Genomic DNA, 24,644 nt, shown 5'->3' on the forward strand with positions numbered 1-24,644 from the left:
CCAAAACACCCCATCACATGTCCACTTGCGAGCGGAAGCGCTGTTACGCGCCTCCCCTCGGGCGGTTTCTTTCAGGTCTTGCTGCTGACAACGGCCCGGCGGCGCGCCGGTGCCGCCTGGTCGAGCGCCGGCGCCTGGAATGCGGCAACGGTCGCCTGCACCAATTGCTCGATCGCATTGGCGGCATCGCTGCCGTCGGCCTCGCCGCGCGACAGGCGCGAGACGCGATCCGGCGTCACCAGCGAGTAATAGAGTGCGCCGAGCAGGAAGTGGCTGCGCCAGACGATGTCGGTGCGCGGAATGTGCGGCAGGCTCTCGTGGATCGCGTCGATGAAGGCGTGGCTGGTGTCGTCGAAGGTCTGCGCGATGATCTTTCGCGCGACCTCGTTGCCTTCGGCCGACATCACCGCGCGCAGCCGCGTGAAGCGCGCCCCGCCGCCGGCGAGATCGCTGCCCGAGGTGAAGGCCGGCACCACATAGGCCCGCACGATCGCTTCCAGCCGGTCCTGCAGGTCGCGCACGCGTTTGGCGGCGGCGAGCAGCTCGGAGCGGCGCAGATTCATCGGCCCGCAATGGCGCCGATAGATCTCCAGCAGCAGACCGTCCTTGGTCTTGAAATGATAGGTGACGCTGCCGGGATTGGCGCCGGCGGCCTGCGCGATGTCGCGCACCGAAACGGCATTGAAGCCGTTGGTGGCGAACAGCTCCTCGGCCGCGGCGAGGATCGCCTCGCGCATATTCGGCTTGCGGGCCGTTTCCTTGCTGGTGGGCTTGCTTACCATGTGATTTGTACTATCGTACAAAAGATCAGGTCTCGTCAACAAAAACGATGGGCAGCGTCCGGAACGGCCCGAAGGACCTCGGGCCGGGACGCGAATGCCCTCAAGGAGTGCTGGATAATGCTGGGTTTGAAAACGAAGATCGGCGCTTTGATGCTGGGCGCCGGCATTCTGCTCGCGGGCGGCGCCGCGCAGGCCGCCGACACTTATCCGAGCAAGCCGGTCCACATCCTCGTGCCCTACGCCGCCGGCGGCGCGGTCGACGTCCTCGCCCGCACGCTGGGCCAAGCCCTCGCAAAGACCTGGGGCCAGCAGCCGGTGATCGACAACCGTCCCGGCGCCGGCGGCATCGTCGCCTCGCAGACGCTGGCGCAGGCCGCGCCCGACGGCTACACGCTGATCCTGGTCGCGAGCGGGCATCCGCTCAACCAGTTCATCTATCCGAGCGTGCCCTACGACACGTTCAAGGATTTTACCGCGATCACCGAGGTCGCCTCCTCCCCGCTGGCCATCGTGGTCGCGAAGGACAGCCCGTACAAGACGCTCGGCGATCTCCTGGCGGCGGCGAAGAAGGAGCCGGACAAGCTCTCCTACGGCATGTCCGGCAACGGCACGTCGGCGCATCTTGCCGGCGAGCTGTTGAAGCACATGTCCGGCACCAAGATCGTCGCGATCCCCTACAAGGGCGGCGCGCCGGCGCTGACGGCGGTGATCGCGGGCGAAATCCCGCTCAGCATCAATCCGCTTGCCGAAGCCATCGGCCAGCTCGAAGGTGGCCCGGTCCGCGCGCTCGCAGTGACCTCGGCCGAGCGCTCCAAGGCGCTGCCTGACGTGCCGACCGTGGCCGAAGCCGGCGTGCCCGGCTACGACGTCTCGGTCTGGTGGGGCGTGCTTGGACCGGCAAAGATGCCGCCCGAGATCGTGGCGAAGCTCGAAACCGATCTCAAGGCCGCCCTGCAGGACGCAAGCGTGCTGTCGACGCTCGGCAAGATCGGCGCTGCTCCGGTCGGCTCCTCCGCCAAGGACTTTGACGCCTACATGCACGCCGAGGTGACCAAATGGGAGCCGGTGCTGAAGGCCGCCAACATCCGCGCACAGTGAGGCTCGTCCCATGAGGACCTCTTCTGGACGCCTTGCGCGCACCGCCCTGCTCGCGGCCGCGATCATGTTCGCGATCATGGGCCTCATCGGCGCGCCCGCGCGCGCCGATGGCGAAGCAAAATTGCTGGCGCCGAGCGGCACCTTGCGCGTCGGCATCTATCCCGGCAGTCCGACCTCGATGGTGACGGACGCCACCGGCAAGCCGCACGGCCTCGCCTACGATCTCGGCGGCGAGCTGGCAAAGCAGCTCGGCGTCGGCATCGACTATGTCCGGTTTCAGCGCGTCGCCGACATCGTCACCGCAATCCACGACGGCCAGGTCGACTTCACCGTGACCAACGCCACGCCGGCTCGCGCCAATGACGTCAGCTTCACCCAGCCCGTGCTGGCGATCGAGCTCGGCTTTCTCGTCCCGGCGAATTCGCCGATCGGCGAGGTCGAGGATATTGACCGGCCGGGCGTGAAGATCGGCGTCACCAAGGGCTCGACCTCCGAGCGGACGCTGCCGGTGAAGTTCAAGAGCGCAACCATCGTCCCCGCCGAAAGCGTCAAGGTCGCTATCGCGATGTTCGGCCGCGGCGAGATCGACCTCTACGCCACCAACAAGCCGACGCTGTATGAGATGTCCGACCAGATGCCGGGCGCAAAGATCCTCGACGGCAATTGGGGGCTCGAGCACATGGCGATCGCGATCCCCAAGGGACGCGAGGACGCGCTTCCCCTGCTCAACCGTTTCGTGACGGACGAGCAATCCTCCGGCGCGCTGGACACGATCCAGCAGCAGGCCGGCCTGCGCGGCGCGACCAAGGCGACGCGCCAATAGGTCTTAATTCGCCGCCTGCTCCGCGCTCCGCCAGACGATGTCCGGTGGATCGCGGAAGGCGAAGCGAACGAGATGCCGCTCGACGACGCCTTCGACCTGAGCGAGAAGCTCGGCACTCTCTGCCTCAGCCTTCATCGTGAGCTTGTCGCCCACGGCCTGGAGCCGGCACGTCCCCATCGAAAACGGGATCGTACCCTGCTCGGGCGTGAACTCCACCGCGAGCTTGTGCGCAAAATGCTTGCAGAGCTGCTGCAGGTAGATGCTGGCCCGTTCGGTCGTGATCTCGGCCACGGAATGATTCATGGGGATCTCCTTTCACGCGGATGACGCCAGACGTCCGTCTTGCACGGCCATGTAGGCCGCAGGTATCTTGCCAGCAAGCTACTTGCGCTAATGTTGCCGTGAGGGTCGCCGGGCGATGTCGCCGGACAATCAAAAAACCGACGGGCCAGAAGGCCGGCATCCATGCCGGCCCGCGCGGCGACGCGCATGCCTCAAATTACCAGGCGCCGGGCTGCGCCGGCGGACGCGCAACAGCCACGCTTTCAGCGGAATTCGTCGTGGTGGCGACCGGTGCGGCCGCGAAAGCCTGCCGTGCAGCCGCCTGTTTGGTGACCTTCGCGGCCGTCTTGGCCTGACCGCTCGCCGCGAAAGCAGTCGGCGCGGCCAGGATCGCCGCCGCAGTCAGGGTCAGCGTCAGATATCGCTTGATCATGTCACGCTCCATTTTGGCAAAAGCTCTCCCGTTCACGCACCGGCTTCCCGCGCGCGTTCGGCTCATGTCCAGATTCTCACCGGCCGGCAGCAGCCGGCTAGTTATCTTTCTAGGAAGATATATTGCAGATATCTTTCTGGCAAGACATCTGCCGATGAACTCTTCGTAAGATGATCTTTGCGCAAGGAGACCAGCCGTGACCGAACCGCGCCATTCCGCGGACAAGCTTCTCACCCTCCGGAAGAAGCATTGGCCCGAATCCGTGACCGCCGTCGGCGAGTTCATGGTGCGCATCTACCGCCTGAACAGCCTGATGCGCGACAGCGTCGCGCAGCAGATCGCCGCGCACGATTTGTCGTTCATGGAGTTCGAGGTGCTGATCACGCTCCGTGGCGCCGCTCCACCCTACGAGATGATTCCGACCGAGCTCTATCCGGCCATCCTGATCTCGTCGGGCGGCCTGACCAAGGTGCTCAACGCCTTGCAGGACCGCGGATTCATCACGCGCGCGGAGGACGCCGCGGACAAGCGCAGCAAGCCGGTGCGGCTGACGGCCAAGGGGCGCGCGCTTGCCGAGCGCGTGATGGCTGATGTCCTGAAGCACGGCGACAAGATGGTGCGCGGCGGTTTATCGGACGCCGACATCGAGCGCTCAACGCGGCTGCTGCACAAATTGCTGACGACACTTGAGCCTGCGAACGATTAGCGATCGGCGACAAAGCTGAATCGGTTTGCTGCAAATCAACGCGGGCGACATGGACAAAGCGTCATTTGTCTTCGGCGCAGCGTTGGGCAACCAAGGCAGCGTATCGCCGGAGACCGAGAATGAGCAAGCCGCTTCTGCTGACACTGCATCGCTGGATCACGCTGGTCTTCGCCCTGCCCTTGCTCGCGATCATCGCCACCGGACTGATCCTGTCGTTCGAGCCGCTGGTGCAAGTCACTAGCATCTACGGTCCGGCGATCGACACCGGTCACGTCGTCGAGCTGTTGAAACGACATGATCCCGATGGCAAGGCACGCGGGCTTTCGATCAATGCCGCGAGCCAGCGCATGACGCTGCAGGGCGCCGGCGCCCCGGCGATCGACCTTGCAACCGGCGAGCCCGCCGCGGCAGGCGCGAGCCTTGCCGATCTCTTTCTGTGGGCGCGCTTCACGCACGAACGGTTGCTCGGTCAGGCCTGGCTGGTGACGAGCTCGACCATCGCCATGGTGTTCCTGATGCTGCTCGGCCTTCTCATGGGGCTGCCGCGGCTGCGCAACACGCTGTCCGGATGGCACAAGGGCACCGCATGGTTCGCGTTGCCGCTGATCCTGCTGAGCCCGCTGACCGGGCTGTGCCTGGCGTTCGGCCTGACGTTCCAGAGCGGAGTCGCTCCGGCCGGCGGCCGTCCCGTTGCCCTGCCCGATGCGGTTCGCATGGTCGCAGGCGCGCATGATCTCACGCATGTGATCTCGATCGGCGCGCGCGGCGGTCGCATGATGGCGCGTATCTACGAGGGCGGAGAATTGCGTGCCTTTGCGATCAGTGCATCAGGGATCACACCGCTGCCGCGCAACTGGCCGCGCCTGATTCATGAGGGCAACTGGTCGGCCCTGATCGCCTCGCCGCTCAATGTCATCACCTCCATCGCACTCCTGACGCTGCTGTCGACGGGACTCCTGATCTGGGCGCGGCGGAAACTGCGCAAACCACGACGGCGCGCTGATCGGCAGCCCGCGATGGTCGAGGCGGCGTAGCGCTTACCCCGCGGCTCAAATTGCGCTAATTTGGGGCATATGACTCGACGAACCGGCAGCGCTGATCTTCCTCTCCACACCGGACGAGTTCCGCCGTGGCTGGCGAGCCGCATGGCCTCGCTGGGCGCGATCGTCACGCAGGCGATCGTGCTTCATTATGGCCGCGACGCGTTCCTGCAGCGGCTGTCACACCCATTCTGGTTCCAGTCGTTCGGCGCCGTGATGGGGATGGACTGGCATTCTTCGGGCATCACGACCTCCGTGATCGGCGCCCTGAAGCGCGGGCTCGGTCCGCTCCAGGACGAGCTCGGCATCTATGTCTGCGGCGGCCGCGGCCAGCATTCGCGCAAGACGCCGGACGAGCTGTTGCAGCTCGGCGACCGTGTCGGCTTCGACGGCGTGAGCCTCACGCGTGCCAGCCGCCTGGTGGCGAAGGTCGACAGCGCCGCCGTACAGGACGGATTTGATCTCTACCTCCACGGCTTCTTTGTCACCGCAGACGGCAAGTGGACGGTGGTGCAACAGGGCATGAACGGCGACAAACGGCAGGCCCGCCGCTATCACTGGCATTCGGAGGCACTGAAAAGTTTCGTCGATGCCCCTCACAGCGCGATCGACGGGCCGCAGCAGGGGGAGATCGTCAATCTCACCGACCATCGCGCCGATGTTTCGCGCACCGCGCAGCTCGAGCTGCTCGCCGATCTCGGCCCCGACCGCATCCTCTCCGAATTCGAACGGCTGACCGGCACGGCGGTCGAACCGGCGCAGGCGATGCTGCCGCATCTGATCATGCCAGCGCATCACGACGTCCGGCCCAAGGACGTGTTCGCGCGGCGCCTACACGGCACCCTCGCCGCTGCGGCCGAGCGCGGCCCCGTCGACTTTCCGGAGCTGTTGCTGACAGCGGGCGTCGGCGCGCGCACCGTGCGCTCGCTGGCGATGGTCGCCGAGGTCGTGCACGGCGCGCCCTATCGGTTCAAGGATCCCGCGCGCTTCTCGCTCGCCCACGGCGGCAAGGACCGCCATCCCTACCCCGTCCCGATCAAGGTCTATGACGAGACCATCCGCGTACTCAAGGGCGCAATCCAGAGCGCAAAACTCGGACGCGAGGAAGAGATGCAGGCGATCAAGCGCCTCGACGACCAGGCGCGGCGGCTGGAGCGCACCGCGCGCGGGCCTTCGGTCGAAGCCTACATTGCCGGCGAGCGCGCCGCCTCACCCGATCTCGACGGCCGCTCCGTGTTCGGCTGGGAGCGCGATCTGGTCGCGGCGAGGAAGTCGACCGGTTCCTGAGCGCGCTTACTCGTCAGGCTCCTCGTCGTCGGTGAGCCGGTTGGCCGAATGGTCCTGATATTGCTCGGTCTGGATGAACTTGCTGTCCATGCCTCTGATGTCGGAATGCTGCGCCTTGTCGCGGTTCGACAGGATCATGTTGTCGCCGATCTTGTCCTTAAGAATGTCCGTCATCGCGCCATTGCCTGCGCCCTTGCCGTGCGCGCCTGAACCGATATGCGTCTTGCCTCCGTGGGGCATGGATTGCTCCATCATTGTTGTCAGCACTGGTCCAACGCCTGCACCACCTTGTTTGTTTCGCGGGTTGCATGAGGGAACGCCGATCGCGGTTCCCGTTCAGCTTGCGAGCAATTGCTCCACCTCGCGCGGCTGCCGTCGCTCACCGGCATCGGCAATGACGGGCAGTTTCGCAATCATGCGAATCCCCGGCCGCTTGCGCCAGTGAATCTCGGAAGGCTCGACCGCAAGGCCAAGCCGCGGCCAGCGCGTGAACAAGGCCTGCAGCGCGCAAGTCGCCTCGATCCGCGCGAGCTGGTGTCCGAGGCAGAAATGGATTCCCGTGCCGAAGGACATGTGGCGATTGGGCTTGCGTTCGAGATCGAGCCGCTCCGGCTGGTCGTGCACCGCCGGATCCATGTTCGCGGCAGCAAGCATCACCATCACGCGGTCGCCTCTCTTCAGGCGCACGCCTGCAAGCTCGACATTCCGCCGCACATAGCGCGGCTTCGAGAACTGCACCGGCGAGACGAACCGCAGGAATTCCTCGACAGCGAGCGAAGCACGGCTCCAGTCTTCTTCCAGCCAGTCGCGCAAGCCCGGGTTCTTCAGCAACTCGTAGACCGATCCGCTGATGAGATGCGTCGTCGTCTCCGAGCCTGCCGCGAGCAGCAGGAACACCATCGCCACCATCTCGTCCGGCGTGATCCCGCCGCCTTCGCGCTCGACCTGGACCAGCTCGGCGATCAGCCCCTCGCCGCCGTGCTCGCGCGCATGCTGCAACTGGCCCTCCAGATAACGCCGCATCTTGCGCAGCGCGAACAGCAGGCGGACGAAGCTCGCGATATTCGTCAGCGAAGCCATCGCATGGGCCCAGGCGATGAACCTGGGACGATCGGCCATGGGAAGGCCGAGCAGCTCCGAGATGACCGACAGCGGCAGGATGCGCGCGTAGCGTTCGACCAGATCAGCCGGGCTTCCGTCTGCGAACAGACCCGCGGCAAGATCATCGGCAATGGCGCGGATGCGCGGCTCCATGGCGACGATGGCGCGGCGGCGGAAGGCCTCGTCCACGATGCTGCGGAGCCGCGTATGGTCCGGCTCGTCCATCGTCAGCATGTTGTTGGCGATGGTGGTGACGAGCTTCGGCATCCACCAGCGGACACCCGCGACATCGCCGCCCTCCTTGCGCAGCGTGAAGGTCGCACTGTCCTTCAGCACCTGCGCGGTGGCGTCGTGCGTGGTCGTGATCCAGACGTTGCCAACGAGTGGAAAGCGCGTCGCCACCACGGGGCCCTGCGCGCGCAACGCGGCGATGGCCTTGGGCGGATCGCGAAAGAAGGCCTCGCTGGTGAAATCGAGGCGCGGCGTCATGGGATCACCGAATGGTTGGCAACGCCTCAACCAGATGGGATGCGGGGCAGCCCGCGCAAGGGCCGGAACCACCTCGCCTCACATTATGAAGGGCGGTCTAGCCTCGCCCCGAACGCGGGCCGGTCTTGCGCTGCTGCTGGTTGGTGTAGGAGTCCCAATGGCTCCAGCTGCCGTTGCTCAGACTCTGCAGGTCGGTGCCGAGCGGACGGCGCGTGCGCTTGTCGTGATCAGCGATCACGCGTTCCGACTGCGCGATCTTGCGCTTGAGTTCCGCGATGGCCTTCTGGGTCTGGCCGTTGCGCTTCGAGGACGCGATCTCGCCCATCGTGAAGCGCGCGGTTTCCAGCGCCTTCAACTCGGCGCGGTTCTTCTTCAACTGGACCCGGTGCCAGGCGATATTGCTGTCGCTGTCCGCAACCATGTGGGAACTCCGCTGATTCGTTCCCATAGTGTATCAAGCGCCGAATCGGCGGGGCAACGCCCGCCCGACGGCGAAAATACGGTCTTTATGCGCGGATATTCCGAGCTTACCGCTCGGCAAAGGCCTTTTCGACCACGAACTGGGCGGGCTCGCCGTGATTGCCTTCGACAAAACCGCGCTCGCCGAGGAGCACGCGGGTGTCCGCGACCAGCGCCGGGCTGCCGCAGATCATGACGCGATCATGGGCGGCTTCCAGCGCCGGCAGGCCGATATCGCTGAACAGCTTGCCTGTCGTGATGAGGTCGGTGATGCGGCCGCGGTTGCGGAAGGGGTCGCGGGTCACGGTCGGGTAGTAGATCAGCTGCTCGCGGATGTACTCGCCGATCAGCTCGTCCTTCGGCAGGTGCTCGGTGATCATCTCGCCATAGGCGAGCTCCTTCACGTGCCGGCAGCCGTGCAGCAGCACCACCTTCTCGAACCGCTCATAGGTCTCGGGATCCTTGATCACGCTCAGGAACGGGGCGAGGCCCGTGCCAGTGCCGATCAGGTAGAGGTTGCGGCCCTCTTCGAGGTTGTCGATCACCAGCGTGCCGGTGGCCTTGCGGCTGACGATGATCTCGTCGCCTTGCTTCAGATGCTGGAGCCGCGAGGTCAGCGGGCCATCCGGCACCTTGATCGAGAAGAATTCCAGCGTGTCTTCGTAATTGGCGCTAGCGACGCTGTAGGCCCGCAGCAAGGGCTTCTCGCCGACCTTGAGCCCGATCATGGTGAACTCGCCGTTGCGGAAACGGAAGGTCGGGCTGCGGGTGGTCTTGAAGGAGAACAGCGTGTCGGTCCAGTGGTGGACGCTCAAAACGCTTTCCTGATTGAAATTGCTCATCTCACCTTCCCTGTCGCGTCAATTGCGGTTCCGAGGCGGGCAGCTATGCGTCGTTTGTACACGATCATTCGTATACTAATGAATAATCCTGCTTGATCCCGCGGTCAAGGCTGCCCAAGATCGAAAGCGTTGCAGTTAGGAATAAGGAGCCCCTTCCATGGCGCATGACGCACCCCAGGCCACCGGACCCTCGAAGCTGGTGATCCGGAATATCGGCCTGATCCTGTCCGGCGCGCTGGAAAAGCCGATCCTGGACGGCGACACAATCGTCGCCGAGAACGGCAAGATCACCGCGATCGGCCGCTTCAAGGACGTCAACACCGACGACGCGACCACCATCGTCGAGGCCAACGGCACCACGGTGGCGCCGGGCCTGATCGACAGCCACGTCCACCCCGTCGCCGGCGACTGGACGCCGCGGCAGAACCAGATCGGCTGGATCGACAGCAATCTCCATGGCGGCGTCACCACCATGATTTCCGCCGGCGAGGTTCACATGCCCGGCCGCCCGCGCGACGTCGTCGGCCTGAAGGCCATGGCCGTCTTCGCCCAGCGCGCCTTCTGGAATTTGCGGCCCGGCGGCGTGAAGGTTCACGCTGGCGCCCCCGTGATCGAATGCGAGATGGTCGAGGAGGATTTCAAGGAGCTGGCCGCGGCCGGCGTCAAGCTGCTCGGCGAAGTCGGCCTCGGCGGCGTCAAGGACGGCCCCACCGCGCGCAAGATGGTCGGCTGGGCCCGCAAATACGGCATCCAGAGCACGATCCACACCGGCGGCCCCTCGATCCCCGGCTCCGGCCTGATCGACAAGGACGTGGTGCTGGAGGCCGACACCGACGTGGTTGGCCACATCAATGGCGGCCACACCGCCCTGCCCGACGACCAGATCCGCTGCATCTGCGAGGGCTGCAAGCGCGGCCTCGAGATCGTTCACAACGGCAATGAGCGCTCGGCGCTCTACACGCTGCGCATCGCGCGCGAAATGGGCGACCTGCACCGGGTCATCCTCGGCACCGACGCGCCCGCCGGCTCCGGCGTGCAGCCGCTCGGCATCCTGCGCATGGTCTCGATGCTGTCTTCGCTCGGCGATCTTCCGGCCGAACTCGCATTTTGTCTCGCCACCGGCAACACCGCGCGGATGCGGCAGCTCGATTGCGGCCTGATCGAGGTCGGCCGATCCGCCGATTTCGTCATCATGGACAAGGCGCAGCACTCGCCCGGCAAGACCATTCTGGAGAGCGTCCAGCTCGGCGACCTCCCCGGCATCGGCATGACCATCATCGACGGCATCGTGCGCACCCAGCGCAGCCGCAACACCCCGCCGGCCGGCCGGGTGCCGGAGGTGGTGGCGAAGTAGTCGGGAAAAACGGTGCCGTAGGGTGGGTTAGCCGAAGGCGTAACCCACCTCTTTGCTTTCCGAGCGGATCAAAGTTGGTGGGTTACGCCGAGCAGATGCGCGAAGCGCATCTGCAGGGCTAACCCACCCTACGAGACCGTCGTCACCGCAGCTTGTTCAACAGGGCCATCAGCGTCTCCCGCTCCTTGGCGTCGAGCGGCGCCAGCGTCTCGCGTGTGATCGCGAGCGCATTCGGCGCGAGCTTTTCCGCAAGCTGCTGGCCGGCGCGCGTCAGGCTCACCAGCAGACGCCGGCCATCCTCGGGATCCTGGCTGGTCTCGGTCAGGCCGCGTGCCGTCAGGCGATCGATCACGCCCTTGATGGTCGCGACGTCCATCGCGGTCAGGCGCCCGAGCTGGTTCTGCGAGCACGCGCCGGTCTCGGCGAGCTTCGACAGCGCTGCCCATTGCGTCGGCGTCAGATTGGTGCCGATGTCGCGGGAGAAGATCGAGCTGTGGCGCTGCCAGACCTGGCGCAGGATGAACCCGACCTGATCGTCGAGCACGTAAGGCGGCTTCGCCGGTTTGACGCTCTTCTTCGCCGCAACGCTTCTCGCCATCCCTGTCCCGCCCTTCACAACGACAGATGCGCGTCGCGGATGTCCGGACGCGCGTCGAGCTCGGCCATAGTGCCGCCAAAGCAGATGCGGCCGCGCTCGATGATGTAGGCGCGATCGGAGATCAACCGCGCGAAATGCAGATTCTGCTCGGAGACGACGATGCTGACGCCTTCCTTTTTCATGGTCAGGATGGCATCCACCATCTGCTCCACGATTTTCGGCGACAGGCCTTCCGAGGGCTCGTCGAGCAGCACCAGCGACGGATTGCCCATCAGCGTGCGCGCAATGGTCAGCATCTGCTGCTCGCCGCCGCTCATCCGGCCGCCCGGACGGCCCTTCATCTCGCCGAGGTTCGGAAACAGCGCGAACAGCTTTTCGCGCGTCCAGTGCGGTGCGTTCGCTCGCTTCGGCTGGCGGCCGACTTCGAGATTCTCCTCCACCGTGAGATCGGTGAAGATGCGCCGTTCCTCCGGCACGTAGCCGAGGCCTTCGCGCACGATCTCGTGCGTCGGACGCGCCGTGACGTCCTTGCCCTCGAACGTGATGCGGCCGGTCCGTTGCGCCACGAGGCCGACGATCGAGCGGAACGTGGTCGACTTGCCGGCGCCATTGCGCCCGAGCAGGGCCACGACCTCACCCTCGCCGACCTCGAAGCCGATGTCGAACAGGATGTGCGCCGGGCCGTAATGGCTGTTGAGGTCTTGCACCGTGAGCTTCATGCCGAGGTTCCCTCGCGATGCTGGGCATCATAGAGAAGGCCCTCGCCGAGATAGATCGCCTGCACCTGCGGATTGCCGCGCACCTCGGCCGGCGAGCCCTCGGCGATCAGCGTGCCGCGATTGAGAACGATGATGCAGTCGGCGTGCTCGAACACGACGTCCATGTCGTGTTCGGTGAAGAGCACGCCGATCGACTTTTCCTTCGCGATCTGGGCCGTGAGCCGCATCAGCTCGACGCGTTCGCGCGGCGCCATGCCTGCGGTCGGCTCGTCCATCAGCAGCAGTCTCGGCTGGTTGGCCAGCGCCACGGCGAGTTCGAGCCGCTTGAGATCGCCATAGGCAAGCTCGCCGCAGGGTCGATCGGCGTAGCCGCCCATGCCGACCAGCTCGAGCAGACGGCCGGCCTCGCCCCGATCGAAATTCGGCGCCGAGCCGAAGAGATTGAAGAGCTGCTTGCCATGCGAGATCAGCGCGACCTGGACGTTCTCGCGCACCGTCATGGTGGCGAAGGTCGCCGTGATCTGGAACGTCCGCCCCACGCCCATGCGCCAGATGTCGCGGGGCTTCTTGCCGGTGGTCTCTTCGCCGAGCAGACGGACATGGCCGCTATCCGGCCGGTTCTGGCCGTTGAGCATGTCGAAGCAGGTGCTCTTGCCCGCCCCGTTCGGACCGATCAGCGCCAGAATTTCGCCGGCGCGCAGCGAGAACGAGACGCCGCGCACGGCATGGATGCCGCCGTAGGATTTGGTCAGCCCTTCGACCGCGAGAAGTGGGGGTGCGACGCTCATTCGGCGGACTCGATCGGCTTGGCAAGCAAGGAGGATCCCGGCGGCGATGACTTCCTGCGGCGCTGCGCCAGCATCTCCAGCATGCCGACGATGCCCTTGGGGAAGACGACGACGATCAGCACGATGAAGCCGCCGAGCACGAGCTTTGACAGATCGGTCTGGCTGACCAGCCAGATGTTGAGGGCCTTGTAGACGATGGCGCCGATCACCGCGCCCGACACCGTCTCGACGCCGCCGAGCAGCACCATGACCAGGGCATCGACCGAGAGCGAGATGCCGAGATTGTCGGGGAAGACGCTGCCCTTCAGATACGCGAACAGCGCGCCGCCGATGCCGGCGGTTGTGCCAGCAATCACGAAGGCCGTCCACTGGATGCGCTTGGCATTGATGCCGACCGCCTCGCTGCGCAGCAGCGAATCGCGCGTGGCCCGGAGCGCGTAGCCGAACGGCGAGAACACCATGATGCGCAGCGCGATCGTGACGAGCGCGGCGACGCCGAGCGCCAGCCAATAGAAATGCGACGGGCTTGCCGCCCACTTGTCGGGCCAAACACCCAAAATGCCGTTGTCGCCGCCTGTCACGCTCACCCACTGGAACGCGATCGACCAGACGATCTGCGCGAAGGCGAGCGTCAGCATGGCAAAATAGACGCCGGAGAGCTGCACGGCGAAGAAGCCGAACACGGCGGCGCCCATGCACCCGAGCAGCGGTCCGAGCAGCAGGCAGACGATCATCGGCAGCCCCGCCATCTTGGCGAGGAACGCGACGCCGTAGGCGCCAAGGCCGAAATAGGCGGCGTGGCCGAACGAGGCGAGCCCACCGACCGACATCAGGAAGTGCAGGCTGACGGCGAAGATCACGAAGATCGCGATCTCCGAACCGACGGTGAGGACATAATTGCCGGCGAACAGCGGCAGCGTCGCAGCAATCACGAGCGCCGCCAGCGAGGCCAGCCGCTCGTTCGAGGTCAGCGGTCGCCAGGGATTGACTGACAGCCCCGGCGTCTTTCGCGCGGCCGCCTCGGGCTTGCCGAACAGGCCCCATGGCCGGACGATCAGCACCACCGCCATCACCAGGAAGACCAGGATGATGGAAATCTTCGGGAAGATCAGGATGCCGAAGGCATTGAGCTCGGAGACCAGCACGGCCGCGACGAAGGCGCCGACGATGCTGCCGAGGCCGCCGATCACGACGACAACGAAGACCTCGACGATGATGCGCAGATCCATCGCATGATGCACGGCATCCCGCGGGATCTGGAGCGCGCCGCCGAGGGCGGCGAGGAAGACACCGACCGCGAACACCGACGTGAACAGCCATTTCTGGTTGACGCCGAGCGCTGCGACCATGTCGCGGTCCTGCGTCGCGGCGCGCACCAGCACGCCCCAGCGCGTGCGCTGGAACAGCAGCCAGAGTATGCCGAGCACGACGGGACTGAGCACAATCAGGAACAGATCATAGCTCGGGATGTTCTGGCCGAAGAAATCGATCGCGCCCTTGAAGCCCGGCGCGCGGCGGCCGACGAGATCGTCCGGCCCCCAGATCAGCACCACGAGGTCCTCGACCATCAGGGTCAGGCCGAAGGTCGCCAGCAGCTGGAACAGTTCCGGCGCGTGATAGATGCGACGGAGCAGCACCATCTCGACCAGCACGCCGATCAGCGCCACCGCGAGCGCGGCGAGCACGATGCTACCCCAGAAGCCGAATGCGCCCGACAGCCGCTCGGTCAGCGTGAAGGCGATGTAGGCGCCGATCATGTAGAAGGCGCCGTGCGCGAAATTCACGATCCGCGTCACGCCAAAGATGATCGACAGGCCCGAGGCCACCAGGAACAGCGACGCTGCGCTGGCAAGACCTGTCAGAAACTGTACGACGTAAAAGGCCATCGGCGGTCCGGGTTAGGTGAAGTCGTAGGGTGGGTTAGCGAAGCGTAACCCACCATCTTTTCTCGTGTGGCACCGAAAGTGGTGGGTTACGCCGCGCGGCCCGCGCTACGCGCAGTCCGCGGGGCTAACCCACCCTACGGCAGCGGCGATTAGTCCTTCGGCCGCAGCTTCTCGACTTCGGCGTCGCTCGGCAGATAGTCCGAGCCCTTCTTGTAGATGGAATCCACCATCACGCCCTTGCCGTCCTTCAGCGCGGTCTTGCCGACATAGGCGCCGAGCGTCGACTGGTGGTCGATCTTGCGGAAGGTGATCTCGCCGAACGGCGACGGCATCGAGAGCCCCTCCGCCGCGGCGATCAGCTTCTCCGGATCGGTCGAACCGGCCTTCGCCAGGATCGCCGCCGCCGACTTGATGGTCTGGTAGCCGACGATCGAGCCGAGGCGCGGATAGTCGTTGTACTTGGCCTGGTAGGCCTTCAGGAACGCATCATGCTCGGGCGTCTTGATCGAGTACCAGGGATAGCCGGTGACGATCCAACCCTCGGGCGTCTCGTCCTTGAGCGGGTCGAGATATTCGGGCTCGCCGGTCAGGAACGAGACGACCTCGCGGCCCTTGAACAGGCCACGGGTGTTGCCTTCACGCACGAGCTTCACAAGGTCCGCGCCGAAGGTGACGTTGAGGATCGCTTCCGGATTGGCGGCGGCAACCGCCTGCACCACCGGACCCGCGTCGATCTTGCCCTGCGGCGGCCACTGCTCGTCGACCCACTGGATGTCAGGACGCTTCTCCGACATCAGCTTCTTGAACACCTGCACCGCCGACTGGCCGTATTCATAGTTCGGCGCGATCGTCGCCCAGCGCTTGGCGGGGAGCTTTGCAGCGGCCTCGACCAGCATCGCCGCCTGCATGTAGTTGGAGGGACGCAGGCGGAAGGTATACTTGTTGCCCTTCGACCAGGTGACGGCGTCCGTCAGTGGCTCGGCCGCGAGGAAGAACACCTTCTTCTGGTTGGCGAAGTCGCTGACGGCCAGACCGATGTTCGACAGGAACGTTCCCGCGAGCATCGCGACGCCTTCGCTGGAGACGAGCTCATTGGCCGCGGTCTGCGCGTCCGCCGGCTTGCCGCCATCGTCCTTGGAGATGACGACAAGCTTCTTGCCGTTGATGCCGCCGGCGGCGTTGATCTCTTCCACCGCGAGCTGCCAGCCCTTGCGATAGGGCTCGGTAAACGCCGGCAGCAGCGAGTAGCTGTTGATCTCGCCGATCTTGATGTCCTGCGCCATGGCCGACTGAGCCATGCCGCCCGCCAGAAGCGCGAAGGCCGCGCCGACGAAATAGTTTCTTGCTCGCATCCCAACCTCCAGTTTTGAACTCTTTACGTCTTCAACGTGATCTTGACGCCTTCAGCGCGATCTTGCCGGAGAGGCTGTGCCCGCCTCCCCGGCTCGAGCTCTATCTCAAACCGTCTTCGCCCTTCACTTCAGCAACCGTCAGGCCACCGACGCGCGGCAGCGGACGGCCGCTGTCGGTGACCGCGACCGCAACCATGATCTCGTTGGCACGCGGCGCGTCGTTGATCTGCACCTCCATGCCGTCGAAATGACTGCGCACGAAGGCCGCGTCCTTGTGCCCGAGCGGAATGTCGAGCGTCGTGCCGGGGCCGCTGCGCTTCTTCGACGACGGGATCAGCGCCGCGCCCTTGCTCAGAACCTTGCGCACCGGCGCGCCCATTTTCGGGTGGAGGATGGCGGCGGCATGCTCCAGCTCGCCGTTCTCGCCGACGGCGGCGGCCTTGCCGTAGCTCTGCGCCTTGGCGCCGTTGATGCCGAGCGCGGCCACCGCGCGCTTCGACAGAAGCTCGCCGAGCTCCTCGCCGATCGCGATCAGCGGCGAGAGGTCCTCGACATATTTTCCGGCGAAGGGATTTTCGATCACGGCGATCGCCGCGGCGCGCCGGGTCGGCGGCGAGACCTGGCGGCCCATCTCCATCTGCGTTTCTTCGACGACGGTGACGATCTTGCGGATGATCGCGCTCATGCTTCGCTTCCCTGTTCAGGCATCGACCGCGTTCTCCAGCTCAAGCGGGCGCGATCGTTGCTCTTCTATATCCTTGGTTCCGATGACAAGCATATCACCACAAAGCCGCAGCACGGCACCCTCGATCAATCCGCGATCGAATAATTGCCGTGCACATTCCGCGCCAGATTCCAGCGCGGCGGCGATCTCGTTCCGCGACAGTTCGCCGACATCGCGGGTGACGAGACGCGCGCCGAGATCGCTGTCGGGCTGAAGCTCGTTCGCGGGTTGCCGGATAATGGCGGGATGCCCGGGCAGATCGACGGCATTGGCAATAACGGTGGCTGCCGCGTCGGCTTGCGAGGCCGTCGCCGCCAGCACCGTCACCGCGTCGGCGATGCCGAGCGAAAAGCTGCGGCCGTGGCGGCCACTGGTCGCGATGCCGCGCACGGGATCATTCGAATCGACCTTCATCGCCCGCATCACGCCGTCGCGATCGGGGCGATCCATCAAGCCGACGGAAAAATGTTCGCCCTGGCCGAGGTGAAGCGCGATATCGCCGCCATTGTTGACGTAGGCCTGATCGAGCGTCGCAGCACCGAGCATCGCGCCCAGAACTTCCTCCGCCACGCTGCCGGCCACCGCAGCCATCGGCGTGATGAAGCAATCGGCCGCATAGGGCGCGACCGCGGCGTGCATCCGACGCGCCACTACGCCCTTCATCGAGGTCCGCGCTCCAGCAGCCACCCGCAGTTCCGGCAATTCCGCACAGAGCTCGTCGAGCAATCCGGTGAAACGTCGTGCCGCAGCCTCATAAGCCGCGCGCACCTCGTCCGTACGCCCCCTCGCCTCGACGATCAGATCAATCGGTCCATCCTGCAAATGCAGCCGCCGGCCATCAGACAGCAATGCGATTTGCGGGAGCCTGGTCATGCCCGACGTCCCGGGATCGGATTCTGCCAGGGCAGTTGGCGAACGTCCTCGCCGTTCTGAACTTCGGATAACGGCTTGACGTAATCCATGTGACCGCCGAGCGCGGCGTAGTCCGACAGCTTCATCGTGAACTCGATCGGCGCGACCAGCGCCGGCGTCGGAACATAGCCGAACGCGCCGGCCGGCATCTGCGTCACATCGACCATGTAGGTGATGCCGCCGCCCGGCCAGACATAAACCGGCGCACCGCCGCTGGTGACCCGCGTCAGCGCGTCCTTCACCGAGCGCGTCAGCCGCACCGGATTGTCAGTCACGCCCGCGCGCAGCGACCCGCCCGCGCCCGCCATGAACAGCACCGTGCACAGCGCCGGCTCGCAATTCTCCTGGATGCGCTCAACCGAGAATTTCAAATCGGCGGGCATTTCGGTCTCGACCGGCTTCAAGGCCTCGTCGAGCACGTAGTAGGACGAATGCTCACCTGTCGTGGAGACCATCAGCATCGAGAGGCCGGCCTTGGCCTCCTTGGCGTCGAACGGCCCGAGAATCGAGAGCGGATCGGAGATGTTGGTGCCGCCCCACCCGGTGCCGGGATCGGCGACCTGGAAATAGCGGCCGGGCGTCGAACGGCGCCCTTTCATCTTGATGCCGGTGTCGGCGATGTCGAGCAGCTTGCCGGCCTGGTGCTCGCTGAGCACGCCGGTGATGTGGTCGTCGACGACGACGACCTCGTCGACCTTGCCGTGCCACTGCTTTGCGAACATGCCGATCGTCGCCGAGCCGCAGCCGACGCGCATGCGCTCTTCCTTCGCGCCGTTGACGATCGGCGGCTGGCCGGCCTGCACCACCACGCTGGCGCCGCCGTCGATGGTCAGCTCCACCGCCTTGCAATTGGCGAGGTCCATCAGCGTGTCGCAGGTGACGCGGCCCTCCTTCTTGGAGCCGCCGGTGAGATGATGCACGCCACCGAGCGACAGCATCTGCGAGCCGTATTCGCTGGTGGTGACATGGCCGACCGCCTCGCCCTGTGCGCGAACGGTCGCGGTTTCCGGCCCGAGATAGCGGTCGGTGTCGATCTTCACCTTGATGCCGCAATAGGAGAAGATGCCCTCGGTGACCACGGTCACCATGTCGACGCCGTCGACCTCGGCGGAGACGATGAACGGAGCCGGCTTGTAGTCTGGATAGGTCGTGCCCGCGCCGATCGCGGTCACGAAGGTCGAGGGCTCGTGGACGATCTTGCCGTCCCAGTCTTCAGTGCGACTGAATGGGACCAGCTTGCCGCCGTGCTCGACGGTGCGCTCCAGGATGACATGCGGATCGACGCGGACCAGCTTGCCGTCGTGATTGGCGTAGCGGTCGCAGGCGCCTGCCGCACCCGGCTTGATGTAGCACATCACCGGACAGGCATCGCAGCGGATCTTGTCGATGGCAGCGCTCGTTGTTTCCATCACCATGTCAAAGCCAGCGGACAATCGCGGTTATCATTCGTATACGAACGATGTTGCGCGCGCTCCCCCGCGGCTGTCAAGCGGCGGTGCGCCGCAAAAGATGCCGCTGCCGCATAAAACCTCATTTGCCTATCCGCTCTGTCCACAAACAAGGCAGTCGCGCTGCACTGCGGCATGCCCGGCTTGCACGTTTGTGTACAAACGGTATCGTCGCGACGTAGATTTCGAGCGACTTGGATTTTTATGATTGGTCGTTGGGCTTGGGAACGAGGATGACGCAGGCACCGATCCGCCTCACCGTGAACGGAGGGATCCACGAGGTCACAGCGGCGCGCGATACGCCGCTGCTCTACGTGCTGCGCAATGATCTCGCGCTCAACGGTCCGAAATACGGTTGCGGCCTTGGTGAATGCGGCACCTGTACTGTCCTGATCGACGGTGCCGCCGCACGCTCCTGCGTCGTTCCGATCGGCGGCTGCGCCGGGCGCGACATCGTGACGCTCGAAGGCCTCGGCACGCGCGACAAGCCCGATGTGGTGCAGCAGGCCTTCATCGACGAGCAGGCCGCGCAATGCGGCTATTGCCTCAACGGCATGATCATGACCACCAAGGCGCTGCTTGCGATCAACCCGCAGCCCACAGAGCAGGAGGCGCTGGCGGCGCTGCGCTACAATCTCTGCCGCTGCGGCACCCATCTCGAAATCCTGCGCGCCGTGATGCGCGCATCGGGCCGGCTCGCCGAGGCCGCTGATTGATGGCCTCTTCTCTCTCGAACGGAGCTGAGCGGGGCTCGCTCGTCGTCGTCCGCACAGTGGACGAGGTCACATCGGAAACCTTCATCCGCATCACCGCGGACGGATCGGTCACGGCCTATAACGGCCATGTCGATCTCGGCACCGGTATTCGCACCGCACTCGGCCAGATCGTCGCCGAAGAGCTCGACGTGTCCTTTGCGCGCGTCATCGTCGTGCTCGGCGATACCGCTTTGGTGCCGAACCAGGGCGCGACCATCGCCAGCGAAACCATCCAGATCACCGCCGTTCCCCTGCGCAAGGCCGCGGCCCAGGCGCGCCACCTGCTGATCGCACGCGCGGCCGAGCGGCTGGAGCTGCCCGCCGCCGAGCTGAAAATCGAAGACGGTCTCGTGCGCGGCCATAATCGCAGCGTCAGCTATGGCGAATTGATCGGCGGCGAGACCATTCGCCTCGAGCTTGCCGACGACGTCGCGGTCAAGCCCGTCGGCGACTATGCCATCGTCGGCCAGTCGATGCCGCGCGTCGACCTGCCCGCCAAGGCCACGGGCGAATTGACCTTCGTGCACGACATCCGCGTGCCCGGCATGCTGCACGGCCGCGTGGTGCGCCCGCCCTATGCCGGAGTCGATGCCGGGCCGTTCGTCGGCACCAGCCTGATCGCCGTGGACGAGTCCTCGATCCGCGACATCCCTGGGATCATCGCCGTGGTGCATATCGGCGATTTCGTCGGCGTCGTCGCCGAGCGCGAGGAGAACGCGATCCGCGCAGCGGAACAGCTCGCGGTGAGTTGGAAGCCGACGCCTGATTTGACCGACCTCTCTGACGTCGAGACCGCGCTACGCGCCAATCCGTCGACGCCGCGCACGCTGATCGACAAGGGCGACGTCGATGCGGCGATTTCAGGCGCCGCCAAGCCGATGCAGAGGACCTACGTCTGGCCGTATCAGATGCACGCCTCGATCGGCCCGTCCTGTGCGGTCGCCGATTTCCAGCACGGCAACATCCGCGTCTGGTCGGGCACGCAGAATCCGCACGTGCTGCGCGCCGACCTCGCGCTGCTGATCGAACGGCCCGAGAGCGAGATCGAGCTCATCCGCTTGGAAGCCGCCGGCTGCTATGGCCGCAACTGCGCCGATGACGTCACGGCCGACGCGCTGCTGCTGTCGCGCGCGGTCGGCCGGCCGGTGCGCGTGCAGTTGACGCGCGAGCAGGAGCATGTTTGGGAGCCCAAGGGCACCGCGCAGCTCATCGACGTCAATGGCGGCCTCGACGCCGAGGGCGGCATCGCCGGCTACGATCTCGCCACGCGTTATCCCTCGAACGCCGCGCCGACGCTGGCGCTGCTGCTCACCGGGCGCATTCCGTCCGAGGCTGCCGTGCTGCAGATGGGCGACCGTACCGCGATCCCGCCCTACGACTACGACAACATGCGCGTGGTCGCGCATGACACGCCGCCGATCGTGCGCGCCTCCTGGTTTCGCGGTGTCTCGGCGCTCCCGAACACCTTTGCGCATGAATCCTATATCGACGAGGCCGCGACCGAGGCCGGCGTCGATCCCATTGAATACCGCCTGCGTTACCTGAAGGACCAGCGCGCCGTCGATCTCGTCAATGCGGTCGCCGAGCGCGCGGGCTGGACGCCGCGGCCCGTCCGCGAAGAGAAAGATGGCGAGGTCGTGCACGGACGCGGCTTTGCCTATGCGCTCTACGTCCACAGCAAGTTTCCGGGCTATGGCGCGGCGTGGTCGGCCTGGATCGCGGACGTCGCGGTCAACAAATCCACCGGCGACGTTAGCGTCACCCGCGTCGTCGCGGGCCAGGATTCCGGCCTGATGATCAATCCGGACGGCGTGCGCCACCAGATCCACGGCAACGTCATCCAGTCCACCAGCCGCGCGCTGATGGAGGAGGTCTCGTTCGAGCGCGGCGCGGTGGCGGCGCGCGAGTGGGGTGCCTATCCGATCATCCCCTTCCCCGACGTGCCCGAGATCGACGTCCTGATGCTGCCGCGGCCGGACCAGCCGCCGCTCGGCGTCGGCGAGTCCGCGTCAGTCCCGAGCGCGGCGGCGATTGCGAACGCGATCTTCGATGCCACCGGCGTGCGCTTTCGCGAGCCGCCGTTCACGCCGGAGCGCATCCTTAGAGGATTGCATGGTGAAACGTCGCCGGTGCCGCAGGCCCTGCCCGCGCCTGCTGCAACAAAACCGTCACGCATCTGGGAAAATCCCTTCGCCAAACGCGCCGGCCTTGTCGCGACGATCGCGGCCGCCTGCACCGCCGCGATCGGCATCGGTGCTGCGCTCCTGCCCGGCCGCGCCATCGCGCCGATCGCGCGGCCCGACGCCTCGGTCTATTCCGCAGCGACCATCGCGCGCGGCCAGCAGCTTGCTGCGCTCGGCAATTGTGCGGAGTGCCACACCACGATCAACGGCGTGCTCAACGCCGGCGGCCGTGCGCTGGAAACGCCGTTCGGCACCATCTACTCGACCAACATCACGCCCGACGTCGAGACCGGCATCGGCGCCTGGTCCTATCCCGCCTTCGAGCGCGCCATGCGCGATGGCTTGCATCGCGACGGACGGCAGCTCTATCCCGCTTTCCCCTACACACACTTTGCGAAGACCAACGACGCCGACATGCAGGCCCTCTACGCCTACCTGATGGCGCAACCCGCGGTGCCCTCGAACGCACCGGCGAACACACTCGCCTTCCCCTTCAATCTCCGCCCGTTGCTCGCAGGCTGGAACGCGCTGTTCCACGACACGAAGGAGTTCAAGCCCGATCCCGCCAAGTCCGAGGCCTGGAATCGCGGCGCCTATCTTGTCGAAAGTCTCGGCCATTGCAGCGGCTGCCATTCGCCGCGCAATGCGCTCGGCGCCGAGCAGCGCAACGCCTATCTCGCCGGCGGCTTTGCCGAGGGCTGGGAAGCGCCGCCGCTATCCTCGCTCTCGCACGCGCCGATCCCGTGGAGCGAGGACGAGCTGTTCGCCTATTTGCGCACCGGCCATTCGCGCTATCACGGCGTCGCCGCCGGCCCGATGGCGCCTGTCGTCAGGGACCTCAAGACCCTGCCCGACCAGGACATCCGCGCGATGGCGGTCTATCTCGGCTCGTTCAATGACACCGCGGCCGATACGTCCGCACTCGCTGCCAAGCTCGAGAGCGCAACGCAAGTGACCGTTGCCTCCTCCACCGGTGCGCGGCTCTATCAGGGCGCCTGCGCCGTCTGTCACGAGGTCGGCGGCCTGCCGCTGTTCGGCTCCCGGCCCTCGCTTGCGCTCAACAGTAATCTCCACAGCGCGACATCGGACAATCTCGTACAGGTGATCCTGCACGGCATCGCTGAACCCGTGTCCAGCGATCTCGGCTACATGCCCGCGTTCAGGAACAGCATGAGCGACGCGCAGGTCGAAGACCTCGTCGGCTTCCTGCGCAAGCAGTTCGCACCGGATAAGCCGGCCTGGACCGGCGTCCGTGAGACGATCGCGCGGGTGCGAGCGTCGGCGCACTAAAGCACGATCCGGAAAAGTGCGCAGCGGTTTTCCGAAAAGATCATGCTCAAACAACAACCTAAAGCGCGATGACGATTCATCCCAATTTCATCGCGCTTTAGAAGAAGCACGCAATCACGCGTGCTTCTTCGCCTCCACCGGCGGCGTGCCGTGGGTGTGGAACGACTCGATCGTCTTCAGTCCCCAGGCCTGGCCCTTCTTGCGTTCCTCCTCGGTCCATACGATCGGCTTCCAGTCGGGCGCGAGGATGAGGCGGGCGCCGGCGTTGGCGACCTCGACGCGGTTGCCGCCGGGCTCGTAGACATAGAGGAAGAAGGTCTGCTGGATCGCGTGCTTGTGCGGGCCGGTCTCGATGTGCACCCCGTTCTCGAGGAAGATGTCGGCCGCGCGCAGAATCTCCTCGCGGCTGTCGAGCGCGTAGGTGACGTGGTGGAAGCGGCCGGGCACGCCGGAATGGTCGAGCGAATAGGCGAAGTCGTAGCTCTTGTTCGACATCGTCAGCCACATCGCGGCTTCCCGCCCGTCATTGAGCACGATCTGCTCGGTGAGGCGGCAGCCGAGATAGTTCTCGAAGAACTCGCGGTTGGCCTTGATGTCGACGGCGAGGCAGTTGAGGTGGTCGAGGCGGCGGACATTGACGCCGCGCGCGGGAAAGCGCTGCGCCTGGTTCTTCAGCGCCGGCTTCAGCTCCGGCGGCGCCTGATACCATTCGGTCTCGTAATAGAGCTCGACGATGTGGCCGTCGGGGTCGCGGCAGCGGAAGGTCGGCCCCTGCCCCATGTCGCCGTCGATCCAGCCGATGTCGAAGCCGGAGCCCTTCAGCGCGGCGACGCGGCGCTCAAGCGCCTGCTGGCTGCGCGCGCGGAGCGCCATGTGCTCCATGCCCGAGGTCTTCGACGCCGTGAGCTTGAGCGAATAGCGCTCGTAATCGTCCCAGCCGCGCAGATAGACCGACTCGCCCTTCTGTCCGCTCACGGTCATGCCCATCACGTCGACGAAGAATTTCAGGCTCTCGTCGGGCTTCGGCGTCAGCAGCTCCATGTGGCCGAGATGGGCGAGATCGAGGATCGGTTCGGGCTGCATGGTTTCCTCCTGGCGAAGCTGGCGATCCGCTGCGGCGGATCGTGCAATCGAGCGCGGAGCTACAAAGGGCTCGTGCGCCCGGGGCGGCATCGGGGCCGCGGGTTCATTTGTACTAATGTACAAATGATTAGGTCCCGTCAACAAATCATGCACCGTCATCACGGCGCCCCAAGGGGAACCGGCAATCCCCGAAACGGCGGACAGACTGCC

24 protein-coding genes are annotated in these 24,644 nt (G+C 65.5%); 8 read left to right on the forward strand and 16 right to left on the reverse strand.

The features are described 5' to 3' along the window. Positions 1 to 71 precede the first annotated feature (71 nt). A complete protein-coding gene (locus VGR99_RS24510) occupies positions 72 to 782 on the reverse strand; it encodes a TetR/AcrR family transcriptional regulator (RefSeq protein ID WP_326902049.1) in 711 nt (236 codons plus the stop codon). 117 nt (positions 783 to 899) lie between these two features. Between VGR99_RS24510 and VGR99_RS24515 the strand changes: the two genes are divergently transcribed. Continuing rightward, positions 900 to 1,880: a tripartite tricarboxylate transporter substrate binding protein gene (locus tag VGR99_RS24515; protein ID WP_326902050.1), complete on the forward strand. Its 981-nt coding sequence runs from the start codon at positions 900 to 902 to the stop codon at positions 1,878 to 1,880. Between the two features lie 10 nt (positions 1,881 to 1,890). After that, positions 1,891 to 2,703: an ABC transporter substrate-binding protein gene (locus VGR99_RS24520; RefSeq protein ID WP_326902052.1), complete on the forward strand. Its 813-nt coding sequence runs from the start codon at positions 1,891 to 1,893 to the stop codon at positions 2,701 to 2,703. A gap of 3 nt (positions 2,704 to 2,706) precedes the next feature. On the opposite strand, the gene VGR99_RS24525 is transcribed toward VGR99_RS24520, so the two are convergent. Together VGR99_RS24525 and VGR99_RS24530 are read right to left on the reverse strand one after the other, a co-directional pair. Further along, on the reverse strand, positions 2,707 to 3,006 hold the full coding sequence (locus VGR99_RS24525; RefSeq protein ID WP_326902053.1) for a DUF2218 domain-containing protein: 300 nt from the start codon (positions 3,004 to 3,006) through the stop codon (positions 2,707 to 2,709). 196 nt (positions 3,007 to 3,202) lie between these two features. Further along, complete coding sequence (locus VGR99_RS24530; protein ID WP_326902054.1) at positions 3,203 to 3,418, reverse strand: hypothetical protein; 216 nt, start codon at positions 3,416 to 3,418, stop codon at positions 3,203 to 3,205. A gap of 196 nt (positions 3,419 to 3,614) precedes the next feature. On the opposite strand from VGR99_RS24530, the gene VGR99_RS24535 reads away from it, so the two are divergent. From VGR99_RS24535 to VGR99_RS24545, 3 genes are all read left to right on the forward strand, one after another. Next, a complete protein-coding gene (locus VGR99_RS24535) occupies positions 3,615 to 4,124 on the forward strand; it encodes a MarR family winged helix-turn-helix transcriptional regulator (RefSeq protein ID WP_326902056.1) in 510 nt (169 codons plus the stop codon). A gap of 119 nt (positions 4,125 to 4,243) precedes the next feature. Next, positions 4,244 to 5,158 carry a PepSY domain-containing protein gene (locus VGR99_RS24540; protein ID WP_326902058.1) on the forward strand — a complete coding sequence of 305 codons (915 nt, stop codon included), beginning with the start codon at positions 4,244 to 4,246 and terminating at the stop codon, positions 5,156 to 5,158. Between the two features lie 39 nt (positions 5,159 to 5,197). After that, positions 5,198 to 6,451, forward strand: a complete 1,254-nt coding sequence (locus VGR99_RS24545) for a DUF763 domain-containing protein (RefSeq protein WP_326902059.1) — start codon at positions 5,198 to 5,200, stop codon at positions 6,449 to 6,451. Positions 6,452 to 6,457: 6 nt separating this feature from the next. Here VGR99_RS24545 and VGR99_RS24550 read toward each other — a convergent pair whose 3' ends face one another. The 4 genes from VGR99_RS24550 to VGR99_RS24565 all read right to left on the reverse strand — a co-directional run bounded on the left by VGR99_RS24550 (position 6,458) and on the right by VGR99_RS24565 (position 9,342). Next, positions 6,458 to 6,691, reverse strand: a complete 234-nt coding sequence (locus VGR99_RS24550) for a hypothetical protein (protein ID WP_326902060.1) — start codon at positions 6,689 to 6,691, stop codon at positions 6,458 to 6,460. Positions 6,692 to 6,787: 96 nt separating this feature from the next. Then, positions 6,788 to 8,041 (reverse strand): cytochrome P450, encoded by a 1,254-nt coding sequence (locus VGR99_RS24555; protein WP_326902062.1) that lies wholly within the window; start codon positions 8,039 to 8,041, stop codon positions 6,788 to 6,790. A gap of 97 nt (positions 8,042 to 8,138) precedes the next feature. Next, positions 8,139 to 8,462 carry a hypothetical protein gene (locus VGR99_RS24560; RefSeq protein WP_326902063.1) on the reverse strand — a complete coding sequence of 108 codons (324 nt, stop codon included), beginning with the start codon at positions 8,460 to 8,462 and terminating at the stop codon, positions 8,139 to 8,141. Positions 8,463 to 8,568: 106 nt separating this feature from the next. Further along, positions 8,569 to 9,342 carry a ferredoxin--NADP reductase gene (locus VGR99_RS24565; RefSeq protein WP_326902064.1) on the reverse strand — a complete coding sequence of 258 codons (774 nt, stop codon included), beginning with the start codon at positions 9,340 to 9,342 and terminating at the stop codon, positions 8,569 to 8,571. A gap of 157 nt (positions 9,343 to 9,499) precedes the next feature. Between VGR99_RS24565 and VGR99_RS24570 the strand changes: the two genes are divergently transcribed. Next, entirely contained in the window at positions 9,500 to 10,696 is a 1,197-nt protein-coding gene (locus VGR99_RS24570) for an amidohydrolase family protein (RefSeq protein ID WP_326902065.1), read from the forward strand. A 142-nt stretch (positions 10,697 to 10,838) separates the two neighbouring features. On the opposite strand, the gene VGR99_RS24575 is transcribed toward VGR99_RS24570, so the two are convergent. From VGR99_RS24575 to VGR99_RS24610, 8 genes are all read right to left on the reverse strand, one after another. After that, on the reverse strand, positions 10,839 to 11,294 hold the full coding sequence (locus VGR99_RS24575) for a MarR family transcriptional regulator (protein ID WP_326902066.1): 456 nt from the start codon (positions 11,292 to 11,294) through the stop codon (positions 10,839 to 10,841). Between the two features lie 14 nt (positions 11,295 to 11,308). Then, a complete protein-coding gene (locus VGR99_RS24580; protein WP_326902067.1) occupies positions 11,309 to 12,013 on the reverse strand; it encodes an ABC transporter ATP-binding protein in 705 nt (234 codons plus the stop codon). Continuing rightward, positions 12,010 to 12,801, reverse strand: a complete 792-nt coding sequence (locus VGR99_RS24585; protein WP_326902069.1) for an ABC transporter ATP-binding protein — start codon at positions 12,799 to 12,801, stop codon at positions 12,010 to 12,012. The genes VGR99_RS24580 and VGR99_RS24585 overlap by 4 nt, the downstream gene beginning before the upstream one ends. Beyond that, positions 12,798 to 14,687 (reverse strand): ABC transporter permease, encoded by a 1,890-nt coding sequence (locus tag VGR99_RS24590; RefSeq protein ID WP_326902071.1) that lies wholly within the window; start codon positions 14,685 to 14,687, stop codon positions 12,798 to 12,800. Before VGR99_RS24590 ends, VGR99_RS24585 begins: the two co-directional genes overlap by 4 nt. 149 nt (positions 14,688 to 14,836) lie before the next feature. After that, a complete protein-coding gene (locus VGR99_RS24595; protein ID WP_326902072.1) occupies positions 14,837 to 16,039 on the reverse strand; it encodes an ABC transporter substrate-binding protein in 1,203 nt (400 codons plus the stop codon). 100 nt (positions 16,040 to 16,139) lie between these two features. Beyond that, entirely contained in the window at positions 16,140 to 16,724 is a 585-nt protein-coding gene (locus VGR99_RS24600; protein WP_326902074.1) for an amino acid synthesis family protein, read from the reverse strand. A 15-nt stretch (positions 16,725 to 16,739) separates the two neighbouring features. Beyond that, positions 16,740 to 17,636, reverse strand: coding sequence for a UPF0280 family protein (locus VGR99_RS24605; RefSeq protein ID WP_326902075.1), 897 nt, complete (start codon positions 17,634 to 17,636; stop codon positions 16,740 to 16,742). Next, positions 17,633 to 19,090, reverse strand: coding sequence for a 6-hydroxynicotinate reductase (locus tag VGR99_RS24610; RefSeq protein ID WP_326902436.1), 1,458 nt, complete (start codon positions 19,088 to 19,090; stop codon positions 17,633 to 17,635). Before VGR99_RS24610 ends, VGR99_RS24605 begins: the two co-directional genes overlap by 4 nt. Positions 19,091 to 19,356: 266 nt before the next feature. Between VGR99_RS24610 and VGR99_RS24615 the strand changes: the two genes are divergently transcribed. Together VGR99_RS24615 and VGR99_RS24620 are read left to right on the forward strand one after the other, a co-directional pair. Further along, complete coding sequence (locus VGR99_RS24615; protein ID WP_326902076.1) at positions 19,357 to 19,839, forward strand: (2Fe-2S)-binding protein; 483 nt, start codon at positions 19,357 to 19,359, stop codon at positions 19,837 to 19,839. Then, positions 19,839 to 23,351, forward strand: a complete 3,513-nt coding sequence (locus tag VGR99_RS24620) for a molybdopterin cofactor-binding domain-containing protein (RefSeq protein ID WP_326902077.1) — start codon at positions 19,839 to 19,841, stop codon at positions 23,349 to 23,351. Before VGR99_RS24615 ends, VGR99_RS24620 begins: the two co-directional genes overlap by 1 nt. Before the next feature lie 114 nt (positions 23,352 to 23,465). Here VGR99_RS24620 and VGR99_RS24625 read toward each other — a convergent pair whose 3' ends face one another. Next, positions 23,466 to 24,434, reverse strand: a complete 969-nt coding sequence (locus VGR99_RS24625) for a catechol 2,3-dioxygenase (protein ID WP_326902079.1) — start codon at positions 24,432 to 24,434, stop codon at positions 23,466 to 23,468. Positions 24,435 to 24,644 lie beyond the last annotated feature (210 nt).

The organism is Bradyrhizobium sp. (genome assembly GCF_035935975.1).
In the GTDB taxonomy this organism is placed as follows: Bacteria; Pseudomonadota; Alphaproteobacteria; order Rhizobiales; family Xanthobacteraceae; genus Bradyrhizobium.

Coding starts and splice junctions, on each gene's coding strand:
- VGR99_RS24510 (WP_326902049.1), bottom strand. CDS start 782: ATGGTAAGCAAGCCCACCAGCAAGGAAACGGCCCGCAAGCCGAATATG.
- VGR99_RS24515 (WP_326902050.1), top strand. CDS start 900: ATGCTGGGTTTGAAAACGAAGATCGGCGCTTTGATGCTGGGCGCCGGC.
- VGR99_RS24520 (WP_326902052.1), top strand. CDS start 1,891: ATGAGGACCTCTTCTGGACGCCTTGCGCGCACCGCCCTGCTCGCGGCC.
- VGR99_RS24525 (WP_326902053.1), bottom strand. CDS start 3,006: ATGAATCATTCCGTGGCCGAGATCACGACCGAACGGGCCAGCATCTAC.
- VGR99_RS24530 (WP_326902054.1), bottom strand. CDS start 3,418: ATGATCAAGCGATATCTGACGCTGACCCTGACTGCGGCGGCGATCCTG.
- VGR99_RS24540 (WP_326902058.1), top strand. CDS start 4,244: ATGAGCAAGCCGCTTCTGCTGACACTGCATCGCTGGATCACGCTGGTC.
- VGR99_RS24545 (WP_326902059.1), top strand. CDS start 5,198: ATGACTCGACGAACCGGCAGCGCTGATCTTCCTCTCCACACCGGACGA.
- VGR99_RS24550 (WP_326902060.1), bottom strand. CDS start 6,691: ATGCCCCACGGAGGCAAGACGCATATCGGTTCAGGCGCGCACGGCAAG.
- VGR99_RS24555 (WP_326902062.1), bottom strand. CDS start 8,041: ATGACGCCGCGCCTCGATTTCACCAGCGAGGCCTTCTTTCGCGATCCG.
- VGR99_RS24560 (WP_326902063.1), bottom strand. CDS start 8,462: ATGGTTGCGGACAGCGACAGCAATATCGCCTGGCACCGGGTCCAGTTG.
- VGR99_RS24565 (WP_326902064.1), bottom strand. CDS start 9,342: ATGAGCAATTTCAATCAGGAAAGCGTTTTGAGCGTCCACCACTGGACC.
- VGR99_RS24570 (WP_326902065.1), top strand. CDS start 9,500: ATGGCGCATGACGCACCCCAGGCCACCGGACCCTCGAAGCTGGTGATC.
- VGR99_RS24575 (WP_326902066.1), bottom strand. CDS start 11,294: ATGGCGAGAAGCGTTGCGGCGAAGAAGAGCGTCAAACCGGCGAAGCCG.
- VGR99_RS24580 (WP_326902067.1), bottom strand. CDS start 12,013: ATGAAGCTCACGGTGCAAGACCTCAACAGCCATTACGGCCCGGCGCAC.
- VGR99_RS24585 (WP_326902069.1), bottom strand. CDS start 12,801: ATGAGCGTCGCACCCCCACTTCTCGCGGTCGAAGGGCTGACCAAATCC.
- VGR99_RS24590 (WP_326902071.1), bottom strand. CDS start 14,687: ATGGCCTTTTACGTCGTACAGTTTCTGACAGGTCTTGCCAGCGCAGCG.
- VGR99_RS24595 (WP_326902072.1), bottom strand. CDS start 16,039: ATGCGAGCAAGAAACTATTTCGTCGGCGCGGCCTTCGCGCTTCTGGCG.
- VGR99_RS24600 (WP_326902074.1), bottom strand. CDS start 16,724: ATGAGCGCGATCATCCGCAAGATCGTCACCGTCGTCGAAGAAACGCAG.
- VGR99_RS24605 (WP_326902075.1), bottom strand. CDS start 17,636: ATGACCAGGCTCCCGCAAATCGCATTGCTGTCTGATGGCCGGCGGCTG.
- VGR99_RS24610 (WP_326902436.1), bottom strand. CDS start 19,090: ATGGTGATGGAAACAACGAGCGCTGCCATCGACAAGATCCGCTGCGAT.
- VGR99_RS24615 (WP_326902076.1), top strand. CDS start 19,357: ATGACGCAGGCACCGATCCGCCTCACCGTGAACGGAGGGATCCACGAG.
- VGR99_RS24620 (WP_326902077.1), top strand. CDS start 19,839: ATGGCCTCTTCTCTCTCGAACGGAGCTGAGCGGGGCTCGCTCGTCGTC.
- VGR99_RS24625 (WP_326902079.1), bottom strand. CDS start 24,434: ATGCAGCCCGAACCGATCCTCGATCTCGCCCATCTCGGCCACATGGAG.